Origin of the sequence: Pseudomonas sp. Y39-6 (assembly GCF_023651955.1) — a bacterium.
In the GTDB taxonomy this organism is placed as follows: Bacteria; Pseudomonadota; Gammaproteobacteria; order Pseudomonadales; family Pseudomonadaceae; genus Aquipseudomonas; species Aquipseudomonas veronii.
Genome location: NZ_CP069594.1, coordinates 1,971,682 through 1,984,715, shown reverse-complemented (window position 1 = coordinate 1,984,715; position 13,034 = coordinate 1,971,682). Strand labels below are relative to the sequence as shown.

Sequence of the window (13,034 nt, the reverse complement as noted above, 5' to 3'; positions counted from 1 at the left end):
AATAACTTATCTACACGCCAGATCGACTTCACTATCAAGCGCTTACGCGCTCAATTGCAGATCACCAGCATCGTGCGGGTAACGGCGCCTGCCGGGTTCCAGCCGAACAAGTAATCCCCTTCCTCGTCCTTGGCGTCACTGGACCTTGTGACGACCTTGTACCCCTGCGTCTTGCACTCTCGAGCCGCGCGCTTCTCGCACTTCTCCCAGTTGGAACCCAAGCCTGAGCAGTCGATCTCGATGCCACTGACGCCATGCCGTGCGTGAGTCTTGGCATTGGTGGCGGCGCAACCTGCAAGCATGGCCATTGCGAACACTAAGATGAGCCTGTTCATTGAAAATCCTTACTGAATCAGCAACACGGGAATAGCTTATCCAAAGACTATAATCAGTTCTGACACCGATCAGCTCTACGTGGCTCCAAGTTGTTGATTCAACAAATTTCAGGCACAAAAAAGGGCGACCGAAGTCGCCCTTTTTCTATGGTCTGACAGAACTCAGTTCTGTTTTTCCATTTGTGCACGCAGCAGGTCGCCCAGAGTGGTAGGACCAGCAGAAGGCTCAGAGGTAGCTGGCTTGTCGCGCAGGCTCTGGATGGCTTCTTTCTCTTCAGCATCGTCTTTCGACTTGATGGAGAGCTGGATTACGCGGCTCTTGCGGTCAACGCTGATGATCTTGGCTTCTACTTCTTCGCCTTCTTTCAGAACGTTGCGCGCGTCTTCAACGCGGTCACGGCTGATTTCGGAGGCTTTCAGAGTCGCTTCGATATCGTCGGCCAGGGTGATGATGGCGCCTTTAGCGTCAACTTCTTTCACGATGCCTTTAACGATTGCGCCTTTGTCGTTCTCTTGAACGTACTCGGAGAACGGATCGCTTTCCAGTTGCTTGATGCCCAGGGAGATGCGCTCGCGCTCTGGGTCAACCGACAGGATAACGGTGTCCAGCTCGTCGCCCTTCTTGAAGCGACGAACAGCTTCTTCGCCCACTTCGTTCCAGGAGATGTCGGACAGGTGAACCAGGCCGTCGATGCCGCCGTCCAGACCAATGAAGATACCGAAATCGGTGATCGACTTGATGGTGCCGGAGATTTTATCGCCCTTGTTGAACTGGCCAGAGAAATCTTCCCATGGGTTAGATTTGCACTGCTTGATGCCCAGGGAGATACGACGACGCTCTTCGTCGATGTCCAGAACCATAACTTCCACTTCGTCGCCGACTTGTACGACTTTCGAAGGGTGGATGTTTTTGTTGGTCCAGTCCATTTCGGAAACGTGTACCAGGCCTTCAACGCCTTCTTCCAGCTCAGCGAAGCAGCCGTAGTCAGTCAGGTTGGTAACACGCGCGGTCACGCGGGTGCTTTCTGGGTAACGGGCTTTGATAGCGACCCATGGATCTTCACCCAGTTGCTTCAGGCCCAGGGAAACACGGTTGCGTTCGCGATCGTATTTCAGAACCTTGACATCGATCTCGTCGCCAACGTTGACGATTTCGGAAGGATGCTTGATACGCTTCCAAGCCATGTCGGTAATGTGCAGCAGGCCATCGACGCCACCCAGATCGACGAATGCGCCGTAATCGGTGAGGTTCTTGACGATACCTTTGACTTGTTGGCCTTCCTGCAGGGATTCCAGCAGAGCTTCACGCTCGGCGGAGTTCTCTGCTTCCAGGACGCTGCGACGGGAAACGACAACGTTGTTGCGTTTCTGATCGAGCTTGATGACCTTGAATTCGAGTTCCTTGCCTTCCAGGTGCGTGGTGTCGCGCACTGGACGGACGTCGACCAAAGAACCTGGCAGGAACGCACGGATGCCGTTAACGTCGACAGTGAAGCCGCCTTTAACCTTACCGTTGATAACGCCCTTGACCACTTCTTCAGCTGCGAAGGCTGCTTCGAGAACAATCCAGCATTCAGCGCGCTTGGCTTTTTCACGGGACAGCTTGGTTTCACCGAAACCGTCTTCAACCGAGTCCAGAGCAACGTGAACTTCGTCACCGACATTGATAGTCAGATCGCCAGCGTCGTTGTAGAACTGCTCAAGCGGGATGAGTGCTTCAGACTTCAGACCAGCGTGAACGGTTACCCAGCGAGCTTGGTAATCGATATCAACGATAACACCGGTGATGATGGAGCCTGCCTGAAGGTTCAGGGTTTTTAGGCTTTCTTCAAAGAGTTCCGCAAAGCTTTCGCTCATTTTAATTCCTGTTGATAAGGGCGAAGAATACGCCCATCTCCACGCCCCAGACGGTGTGGGTTAGTTTCAATTAAAAGAAGCACCGCAGGACTATGACTGGTCCCCTGCAGACTTCTTGGTCACCCGGAGATATCGCGAATAGCGATTTCACTCAAGATGCGTTCCAGCACCTGCTCGATGGACAACTCCGTGGAATCCAGCTGTATGGCATCAGCCGCCGGCTTGAGCGGGGCTACTGCGCGCTGGGTATCACGCTCGTCGCGTGCACGGATCTCATCTAGCAGACTCGACAGACTAACACCATCCACTTTGCCCTTCAACTGCAAGTAGCGGCGACGCGCCCGCTCCTCGGCACTGGCGGTCAGGAAAATCTTCAGCGGCGCCTCGGGAAATACCACCGTGCCCATGTCGCGGCCATCGGCTACCAGGCCCGGCGGTTCCTGAAACGCCCGCTGGCGCTGCAGCAGCGCATCACGCACGGCCGGCAACGCGGCAACCTGGGAGGCCCAGGAACCGACTTGTTCGTTACGCAGGTCATCGGTCACATCGTCCCCTTCCAGGATGATGCGCTGGGGATGACCTTCCGTCGCAGCGACGAACTGCACATCAAGGTGCGCCGCCAGCAGCTTCAGGGATTCTTCGTTGGTGAGGTCGACGCCGTGGTTGCGGGCGGCAAATGCCAGCAGGCGGTACAGCGCGCCGGAATCCAGCAGGCACCAGCCCAGGCGCTTGGCCAGGATGCCGGCGATCGTGCCTTTGCCCGAGCCGCTTGGCCCGTCGATGGTAATCACCGGTGCTTTGATATTCACAATTGAGCCTCTTGGGCAACACGGATGCCGACTTGGGCACACAGTGTAAGAAAGTTCGGAAAAGACGTAGCAACATTGGCGCAGTCACGGATACGAATCGGCGCCGTTGCCCGCAGCGAAGCCACGCTGAACGCCATGGCGATCCGGTGATCGCCATGGGCATGCACTTCGCCACCGCCCATCAGGCCACCGTCAATGATAATCCCATCGGGGGTGGGTTCACACTTCACGCCAAGGGCGAGCAGACCGTCGGCCATGACCTGGATACGGTCGGACTCCTTGACCCGCAATTCTTGAGCACCACGCAGGACGGTTCGCCCTTCAGCGCAGGCAGCAGCCACAAACAGCACAGGAAATTCATCGATTGCCAACGGCACCAGCGCTTCGGGGATCTCGATCCCTTTCAACGCGGCCGCCCGCACCCGCAGGTCGGCCACCGGTTCGCCGCCCACTTCGCGCGGGTTTTCCAGGCGGATATCCGCGCCCATCAGCCGCAGGATATCGATCACCCCGGTACGCGTCGGATTGATGCCGACATGTTCCAGCAACAGCTCGGAACCTTCCGCGATTGACGCCGCCACCAGGAAAAATGCCGACGAGGAAATATCCCCCGGCACTTCGATATGGGTGGCGACCAGCGCATGGCCCGACTCGACCGTCGCCGTTGCACCCACGACCTCTACCGGATAACCGAAACCGCGCAGCATGCGCTCGGTATGGTCGCGGGTCGGTGCCGGCTCGGTGACGGACGTCTTGCCCTCGGCATACAGGCCCGCCAGCAGCAGGCAGGATTTGACCTGCGCACTGGCCATCGGCAGCACATACGTCAGGCCTTTCAACTTCTGGCCACCACGGATGGTCAGCGGTGGGCGCCCTTCCGGCCCGGTTTCGATCACCGCGCCCATCTTCCGCAGCGGCTCGGCCACGCGGTTCATCGGGCGCTTGGACAACGAAGCATCACCGGTCAGCACGCTGTCGAAGGCCTGCGCGGCGAGCAAGCCGGACAGCAGACGCATGGAGGTGCCGGAGTTACCGAGATAAATCGGCCCCGGCGCCGGCTTCAAACCATGAAGCCCGACACCATGAATGGTCACGCGCCCGTGGTGCGGCCCCTCGATCACCACGCCCATGTCGCGAAACGCCTGCAAGGTCGCCAGGGCATCTTCACCCTCAAGGAAACCTTCGACTTCGGTCACGCCCTCGGCCAACGAACCGAGCATGATCGACCGATGGGAGATCGACTTGTCGCCCGGCACCCGGATACGCCCGCTCAAGCGGCCGCCCGGGTTGGCGAGGAAAGTCAGGTCGTCGGCGTTCACAGCGGTTTCCATGTAGGCCCGGCGTGCCAGGATCTTGCTGAAATGTTCACGCGCCACCCGCGCACGGGTAAACACGCCCAATAATTGGTGGCCATCCCCGGCATCGACCGCGTCGCGCAAGGCGTCAAGGTCGCTGCGGAAGGTGTCCAGGGTGCGCAACACGGCCTCGCGGTTGGCGAGGAAGATGTCGTGCCACATCACCGGGTCGCTGCCGGCGATCCGCGTGAAATCGCGAAAGCCACCGGCGGCATAGCGGAAAATCTCGAGGTTTTCGTTGCGTTTGGCCAACGAATCCACCAATCCGAACGCCAGCAGATGGGGCAGATGACTGGTCGCCGCCAGCACTTCGTCGTGGCGCTCGACCTGCATATGCTCGACATCTGCGCCCAGCTCGCGCCACAGACGGTCGACCACGGCCAAGGCCGCCGGATCGGTTTGCGCCAGCGGCGTCAGAATCACTTTATGCCGACGGAACAACTGCGCATTGGACGCTTCCACCCCGCTCTGCTCGGAACCGGCAATCGGATGACCCGGCACAAAACGCGCGGGCATCTCGCCAAACGCCTGCTGCGCCGCCCGCACCACATTGCCCTTGGCGCTGCCGACGTCGGTGAGGATCGCCTGGCCGAGGTCCATGCCGGCCAGCACCGCCAGCAACTTCTCCATGGCCAGGATCGGCACGGCGAGCTGGATCACATCGGCGCCCTGGCATGCGCGCGCCAGGTCGGTTTCACAGCGATCGACGACACCCAGCTCAACCGCCAACTTGCACGATTGCGGGTCCAGGTCCACGCCGACCACTTCGCCACACAACCCGCTCTCACGCAGGCCCTTGGCGAAGGAACCACCGATCAACCCCAGACCGACCACCACCAGGCGACCGATCATAGGCACAGCAGGTTGCAATGCAGTGACATCAACCACGGGCCAGAACCTTGGCCAGCGCCTCCAGGAAGCGGCTGTTCTCAGCCGGCAGACCGACGGTGATGCGCAGGTGGTTCGGCATGCCGTAGTTGGCCACCGGACGCACGATCACGCCTTCGCGCAGCAAGCCCTGGAACACCGGGGCCGCCACTTGGCCGAGATCGACGCAGATGAAGTTGCCCTTGGACGGAATCCAGCCCAGGCCCAGCTCACGAAAGCCTGCCTGCAACTGCAGCATGCCGCTTTCGTTGATGCGACGCCCTTCTTCCAGGTACTCGGCATCCTGCAACGCTGCGCAGGCCGCCGCCAGGGCGAGGCTGTTGACGTTGAACGGCTGACGCACACGGTTGAGCACATCGGCCACCACCGCCGTCGACAGGCCGTAGCCGACGCGCAGCGACGCCAGGCCATAAGCCTTGGAGAACGTGCGCGAGACCAGCAGGTTCGGGTAGGCCGCGAGGAAATCCAGGCCGTCGGGCAGGTCGCTGCCTTCGGCGTACTCGATGTAGGCCTCGTCCAGCACCACCAGCACATGTTCCGGCACATCCTGTAGGAAGTCGTTCAGTGCCTGTGCATCGAACCAGGTGCCGGTCGGGTTGTTCGGGTTGGCGATAAACACGACGCGGGTCTGTGCATCGATCGCCGCCAGCATGGCCGGCAGGTCGTGACCCCAGTCCTTGGCAGGAATCACCCGCGCATCGGCACCGACGGCCTGGGTGACGATCGGGTAGACCGCAAACGCGTGCTCGCTGAACACGGCGTTCAGGCCGGGCGCCAGATAGGCACGACCGACCAGTTCAAGAATGTCGTTGGAACCGTTGCCCAGGGTCACCTGATTCAGCTCGACCCCGCACTTCTGCGCCAGCAGGGACTTGAGGGCAAAACCGTTGCCATCCGGATAACGGGTCAGCTCGGCCAACTCTTCACGAATCGCCGCCAGCACCTTGGGGCTTGGACCCAGAGGGTTCTCGTTACTGGCCAGCTTGACGATCTTCGCCGGGTCCAGGTTCAACTCACGCGCCAGCTCGTCCACAGGCTTGCCTGGAACGTAAGGCGACAGTTGTTGCACGCCCGGCTGCGCCAGGGCGAGGAAGTTGCCACTCATGTTAACGCCTCACAAAACCGCTTTCGGGTAAGAGCCCAGCACCTTGAGTGCCACGGCTTCCTGACTGATTTTTTCGAGCACGCTTTTGACCAGCGGATCGCGGTGATGGCCGATGAAGTCGATAAAAAACACGTAGGTCCATTTACCGCTGCGCGAAGGACGAGTCTCGATGCGCGTCAGGTCAATCCCGTTGTCGTGGAACGGCACCAGCAGTTCATGCAGCGCGCCGGGCTTGTTGCTCATGGAGACGATGATCGAGGTCTTGTCGTCGCCAGTCGGCGGCACTTCCTGGCTGCCGATCATCAAGAAGCGCGTGGAGTTGTCCGGGCGGTCTTCGATTTTTTCGGCCAGGCGCGTCAGGCCGTACAGGCCCGCGGCCATATCGCCAGCAATCGCCGCCGAGTTCCACTCACCCTTGACCCGCTTGGCCGCTTCGGCGTTGCTGGACACCGCCACGCGCTCGACATTCGGGTAATGGGCATCCAGCCACTTGCGGCACTGGGCCAGGGACTGGGCGTGGGAGTAGATGCGGCTGATGCTGTCGGTCTTGGTGTTTTCACCCACCAGCAAATGGTGGTGGATGCGCAGCTCGACTTCGCCGCAGATCACCATGTCGTGCTCAAGGAAGCTGTCCAGGGTGTGGTTGACCGCGCCTTCGGTGGAGTTTTCCACCGGCACCACGCCAAAATTCACCGCGCCGGCCGCCACTTCACGGAACACTTCGTCGATCGCTGCCATCGGCTTGCTGATCACCGCGTGACCGAAGTGCTTCATCGCCGCCGCCTGGGTGAAGGTGCCTTCCGGGCCGAGGTAAGCCACTTTCAGCGGCTGCTCGAGCGCCAGGCAGGAAGACATGATTTCACGGAACAACCGCGCCATCTCTTCGTTACCCAACGGTCCCTTGTTGCGCTCCATCACGCGCTTGAGCACCTGAGCTTCACGCTCCGGACGGTAGAACACCGGCACTTCGCCTTCCGCCAGGGACGCCATCTTCACCCGCGCCACTTCCTGGGCACAGCGCGCGCGCTCACTGATCAGCTCCAGGACTTTCTCGTCCAGGCTGTCAATGCGTACACGCAGGGCCTTGAGTTCTTGCTCAGACATTAGCCGTGTTCCTTTTCGAACTCTGCCATGTAGGCCACCAACGCGTTGATGGCATTGATATCGACAGCGTTATAGATGGAGGCGCGCATGCCGCCCACCGAACGGTGACCCTTGAGGTTCAGCAGGCCGCGCGCCTCCGCACCGGCCAGGAACGGCTTGTCCAGACGGTCGTCGGCCAGGCGGAACGGTACGTTCATCCACGAGCGGTCGGTCAGGTTGATCGGGTTGCTGTACAAACCGCTGGCGTCGATGAAGTCGTACAGGGTGCGCTTCTTCACTTCGTTGAGCTTGCCCATGGCGGCAACGCCGCCCTGCTCTTTGAGCCACTCGAACACCAGGCCCGAGAGGTACCAGGCAAACGCCGGCGGCGTGTTGTACATCGAGCCGTTGTCGGCCGCGACCTTGTAGTTGAGCATGGTCGGGCACAGCGAGCGGGCGCGACCGAGCAGGTCTTCACGGACGATGTTGACCAGGATGCCGCTCGGGCCGATGTTCTTCTGCGCGCCGGCGTAGATCATGCCGTACTTGGACACATCGATCGGCCGCGAGAGAATGTCCGAAGACATGTCGCACACCAGCGGCACGTCACCCACTTGCGGCACCCAGTCGAATTCCAGGCCGCCAATGGTTTCGTTGGCCACGTAGTGTACGTAGGCCGCGTCCTTCGACAGCTTCCACTCGTTCTGACCTGGAATCGCGAAGTAATCGTAAGGCTTGGCGGTACCGGCGACGTTGACGTTGCCGTAGCGCGCAGCTTCTTCGATGGCTTTCTGCGACCAGATACCGGTGTCGATGTAATCGGCCGTGCCGTCTTCGGGCAGCAGGTTCAGCGGCACTTGGGCGAACTGCTGGCTCGCGCCGCCCTGCAGGAACAGCACCTTGTAGTCGGAGGGAATGTCCAGCAAGTCGCGCAGGTCCTGCTCGGCCTTGGTGGCGATGGACACGAACTCATCACTGCGATGGCTCATTTCCATCACAGAGAGGCCTTTTCCATGCCAATCGAGGAGTTCACCCTGCGCGCGCTGCAGGACTGCTTCAGGAAGCGCCGCGGGACCGGCACAGAAGTTATAGGCTCTCTTGCTCACATCCAATCTCACTCTGATCTGGTGGGGGTGGTGCAATAAATCGAATATTAACTGCTAACGCTGCCTGTAGGAGCGGGCTTGCCCGCGAAAAACACAAGATCACCGCGTTTATCCAGGATGCACGCGTTATCGTTGACGATTTTCGCGGGCAAGCCCGCTCCTACAGGGGGAGCATTGATATTTCAAAGGTGACAAACAACAAGGGGCGAATCTTCATCCGCCCCCCTGTTTGTCCGCTTATTCCTGCGGTTCTTCTTCGTCTGCGGCAGCGTCAAGGGTCGGCTCGTCGACGCTGTCATCGCCGGTTGCGATCACCTCGCCGTCAAATGCCTCGCCTTCCAGCTCTTCGCCTTCGACTTCCGACGGTTCCTGGACGCGTTCCAAGCCAACCAGCGTTTCGTCGTTGGCCAGCTTGATCAGCGTCACGCCCTGGGTGTTACGGCCCAGGCTCGATACTTCAGCGACACGGGTACGCACCAGGGTGCCCTGGTCGGAAATCAGCATGATCTCCTCGCCATCGAGCACCTGTACCGCGCCGACCAGACGGCCGTTGCGGTCGTTGCTGACCATGGCGATAACGCCCTGGCCGCCACGCTTGTACTCCGGGAACTCGCTGATGGCGGTGCGCTTGCCATAACCACGCGCCGAAGCGGTGAGAATCTGGCTGCCTTCTTCAGGGATCAACATGGAAATCAGCTTCTGCCCTTCCGGCAGACGCATCCCGCGCACACCGCGGGCGGTACGGCCCATGGCACGCACGTCGGATTCTTTGAAGCGCGTCACTTTGCCGCCATCGGAGAACAGCATGACTTCACGCTCGCCATCGGTGATGGCTGCGGAGATCAACACGTCGCCTTCATCCAGCTCCAGGGCGATCAGGCCCACGCTGCGTTGACGGCTGAAGGATTCCAGCGGGGTCTTCTTCACGGTGCCCTTGGCGGTGGCCATGAAGATGAAGTGACCTTCGGTGTATTCATCGACCGGCAGCATGGTGGTGATGTACTCATCACTGTCCAGCGGCAGCAGGTTGACCAGCGGACGCCCACGGGCGGCACGGGAGGCTTCCGGGATTTCGTAGGTTTTCAGCCAGTACACCTTGCCCTTGCTGGAGAACAGCAGCAGCGTGGTGTGGCTGTTGGCGACCAGCAGGTGAGCGATGTAGTCCTCATCCTTGACGCCGGTAGCCGATTTGCCTTTACCGCCACGACGCTGGGCCTGGTACGCAGCCAATGGCTGGGTCTTGGCATAGCCACCGTGGGAGATGGTCACGACGCGCTCTTCTTCCGGGATCATGTCACCCAGGGTCAGGTCGAGACGCGCATCGAGGATTTCGGTGCGGCGCACGTCGCCGTATTCGGCGCGGATCACTTCCAGTTCTTCGCGGATCACTTCCATCAGGCGCACGGCGCTGTTGAGGATGCGGATCAGCTCGCCGATCTGGTTGAGGATCTCCTGGTACTCGGCCAGCAGCTTCTCGTGCTCCAGACCGGTCAGGCGGTGCAGGCGCAGTTCGAGGATGGCCTGGGCCTGTTCCGGCGACAGGAAGTACTTGCCGTCGCGCAGACCGTATTGCGGGTCGAGGGTCTCGGGACGGCAGGAATCAGCGCCGGCGCGTTCAACCATCGCCACCACGGCGCTGGATTCCCACGGCATCTTGATCAGCGCTTCCTTGGCTTCCGACGGGGTCGGCGAAGCCTTGATCAGGGCGATGACCGGGTCGATGTTCGACAGCGCAACCGCCTGGCCTTCCAGGATGTGGCCGCGCTCGCGGGCCTTGCGCAGTTCGAACACGGTGCGGCGGGTCACGACTTCGCGACGGTGACGGACGAAGGCTTCCAGCAGATCCTTGAGGTTCAGGATGCGCGGGCGACCGTCGATCAGGGCCACGACGTTGATACCGAACACGCTTTGCAGCTGGGTCTGGGCGTAGAGGTTGTTGAGGATCACCTCAGGCACTTCGCCACGACGCAGCTCGATCACGACGCGCATACCGTCCTTGTCGGACTCGTCGCGCAGCTCGGTGATGCCTTCGAGCTTCTTCTCCTTGACCAGCTCGGCGATCTTCTCGATCAGACGCGCCTTGTTCAACTGGTAAGGCAGCTCGGTGATGACGATCTGCTGGCGGCCACCGACCTTGTCGATGTCTTCGATGATCGAGCGGGCGCGCATGTAAATGCGGCCACGGCCGGTGCGATAGGCTTCGATGATGCCGGCGCGACCGTTGATGATCGCGGCGGTCGGGAAGTCCGGGCCCGGGATGTATTGCATCAGCTCATCGACGGTCAACTCGGGGTTGTCGATGAGGGCCAGGCAACCGTCGATGACTTCACCGAGGTTGTGCGGCGGGATGTTGGTGGCCATGCCCACGGCGATACCGCTGGAGCCGTTGACCAGCAGGTTGGGAATACGGGTTGGCATGACCGCCGGGATCATCTCGGTGCCGTCGTAGTTCGGCACCCAGTCCACGGTTTCTTTGTGCAGGTCGGCCAGCAGCTCGTGCGCCAGCTTGGTCATGCGGACTTCGGTGTATCGCATGGCCGCGGCGTTGTCGCCGTCGACCGAACCGAAGTTGCCCTGGCCGTCTACCAGCAGGTAGCGCAGGGAAAACGGCTGGGCCATCCGAACGATGGTGTCGTACACCGCAGTGTCGCCGTGAGGGTGATACTTACCGATCACGTCACCGACAACACGGGCAGATTTCTTGTACGGCTTGTTCCAGTCGTTACCCAGCTCGCTCATCGCGAACAGCACACGCCGGTGCACGGGCTTCAAGCCATCGCGCGCATCAGGCAGTGCCCGACCGACAATTACGCTCATCGCGTAGTCGAGGTAGGACTGTTTCAGCTCGTCTTCGATATTGACCGGGAGGATTTCTTTGGCCAGTTCGCCCATGAGAAGCCTGATTCCTTTTTCGGGTGAAACCTCGTCACATCCATATGGGACGAACGAAGCTCGCCGCTGCCGGCATGGTGCCTGGCAACGACTTACGACAAATCAACGAGTTATGACACGGATCTGCACGTTAAAGGCAGCCCCTCGGGGCGACCCTGGAAACCGCCGGATGTTATCACAATCGCCGCCACGCACCTATCCCCCTGATGGGCATGGAGCATAGTAAGTTGACGGATGACAGGCTTGAGGACGACGAGAGGGGCTTAGAGCCGGGGTGGTGCTGTTTTTGCGCGGCAGATCCGAAGAAACCATGGCCTTTCAAGGCCAATCGGGAGCAAGCCCCCTGCCACACTCAAATTGTGAACACCGTCAAATGTGGGAGGGAGCTTGCTCCCGATGGCAATCTAACAACCACCAAAGCCCTCAATGCAGGCGTTTACGGCACATCAACTTGGCGAGCTTGGCCGTGTCAGGCCGTTCGACAACACCCTTTTCGGTCACGATCACGTCGATCAAGTCGGCCGGGGTCACATCAAACACCGGATTGAAGGCATTCACATCCGCAGCAAAACGCTGCCCGGCGACGTCCAGCAACTCGCCCGCAGCGCGCTCTTCCAGGGCCACGTCATCGCCGGAGGCCATCATCAGGTCCAGGGTCGAACTCGGCGCCACCACCATGAAACGCACGCCATGGTGCATGGCGCAGACCGCCAATTGATAAGTGCCGATCTTGCCGATCACATCACCGTTGGCCGCAATGCAGTCGGCGCCGACGATCACCCAGGTCACACCTTTGGTCTTGAGGATATGCGCGCCCGCCGAGTCGGCATTGACCGTGACGGGCAGCCCCTCGCCAGCCAATTCCCACGCCGTCAGCCGCGAACCTTGCAACCATGGCCGGGTTTCGTTGACATAGACCTGCTCGACCAGACCCTCCAGGAAGGCCGCGCGGATCACGCCGAGGGCCGTGCCGACGCCTCCCGTGGCCAGGGCGCCTGCGTTGCCATGGGTCAGGATCGCCTGGGCGTTGCCCTGGTGCTTGCGAATCCGCTCGACGCCCAACTGGGCCATGACGACGTTGGCTTCGCGGTCGCTCTCATGGATCGCGATGGCCTCGGCCTCCAGCACCGCCAGCGGATCGGCGTGCTGTTTGAGACGGTCCAGGCGGTCGCGCATGCGTTTGAGGGCCCAGAGCAGGTTTGCGCCGGTCGGGCGAGTATCGGCCAAAAGTGCGTAATCTTCTTCCCATCCAGCCTGCCAGTCATCGCCCTCGGCGATCCGTTCGCGGGCGGCGAGTACCAGGCCGTAGGCGGCACTGATGCCGATGGCCGCTGCGCCGCGCACGACCATCGAGCGTATGGCCGCGGCCACTTCATCGACCGTGGAGCAGGTCACCCAGCTTTCCCGGGACGGCAAAACACGCTGGTCGAGCAGGTGCAGTGCGCCATCGCGCCAATCGATGGCCTTCACTTTCTCCGCAGCCAACAGTCGATCGCGCATCCCTCACCCCGCACTCATGAACAAAAGCCGCCGATTATAGCGATCCGCCAGCCAGGACGCTCGGGTATACTTCGCCCTTCTTTTATTGCTGCCCGGGAAGAAGC

At 60.7% G+C, this 13,034-nt stretch carries 9 protein-coding genes; all 9 read right to left on the bottom strand.

Annotated features, from left to right (window positions below; all coding sequences use genetic code 11):
* Positions 1-50: 50 nt before the first annotated feature.
* On the bottom strand, positions 51-335 hold the full coding sequence (locus tag JN756_RS09070) for a hypothetical protein (RefSeq protein WP_177030485.1): 285 nt from the start codon (positions 333-335) through the stop codon (positions 51-53).
* 162 nt (positions 336-497) lie between these two features.
* Positions 498-2,192 (bottom strand): 30S ribosomal protein S1, encoded by a 1,695-nt coding sequence (rpsA, locus tag JN756_RS09065; RefSeq protein WP_003218806.1) that lies wholly within the window; start codon positions 2,190-2,192, stop codon positions 498-500.
* Between the two features lie 119 nt (positions 2,193-2,311).
* The gene (cmk, locus tag JN756_RS09060; RefSeq protein WP_201022035.1) at positions 2,312-3,001 is read right to left on the bottom strand and encodes a (d)CMP kinase; all 690 of its coding nucleotides are present in this window, start codon (positions 2,999-3,001) and stop codon (positions 2,312-2,314) included.
* The gene (locus tag JN756_RS09055) at positions 2,998-5,208 is read right to left on the bottom strand and encodes a bifunctional prephenate dehydrogenase/3-phosphoshikimate 1-carboxyvinyltransferase (RefSeq protein ID WP_232591863.1); all 2,211 of its coding nucleotides are present in this window, start codon (positions 5,206-5,208) and stop codon (positions 2,998-3,000) included. The genes cmk and JN756_RS09055 overlap by 4 nt, the downstream gene beginning before the upstream one ends.
* 28 nt (positions 5,209-5,236) lie before the next feature.
* On the bottom strand, positions 5,237-6,349 hold the full coding sequence (gene hisC / locus JN756_RS09050; protein WP_017848850.1) for a histidinol-phosphate transaminase: 1,113 nt from the start codon (positions 6,347-6,349) through the stop codon (positions 5,237-5,239).
* A gap of 9 nt (positions 6,350-6,358) precedes the next feature.
* Positions 6,359-7,453: a prephenate dehydratase gene (pheA, locus tag JN756_RS09045; protein ID WP_017848851.1), complete on the bottom strand. Its 1,095-nt coding sequence runs from the start codon at positions 7,451-7,453 to the stop codon at positions 6,359-6,361.
* Positions 7,453-8,538, bottom strand: coding sequence for a 3-phosphoserine/phosphohydroxythreonine transaminase (gene serC / locus JN756_RS09040; RefSeq protein ID WP_026140261.1), 1,086 nt, complete (start codon positions 8,536-8,538; stop codon positions 7,453-7,455). The genes pheA and serC overlap by 1 nt, the downstream gene beginning before the upstream one ends.
* Before the next feature lie 237 nt (positions 8,539-8,775).
* Positions 8,776-11,430: a DNA gyrase subunit A gene (gene gyrA / locus JN756_RS09035; protein WP_017848853.1), complete on the bottom strand. Its 2,655-nt coding sequence runs from the start codon at positions 11,428-11,430 to the stop codon at positions 8,776-8,778.
* A 423-nt stretch (positions 11,431-11,853) separates the two neighbouring features.
* Positions 11,854-12,930, bottom strand: coding sequence for an S-methyl-5-thioribose-1-phosphate isomerase (mtnA, locus tag JN756_RS09030; RefSeq protein ID WP_057003757.1), 1,077 nt, complete (start codon positions 12,928-12,930; stop codon positions 11,854-11,856).
* Positions 12,931-13,034 lie beyond the last annotated feature (104 nt).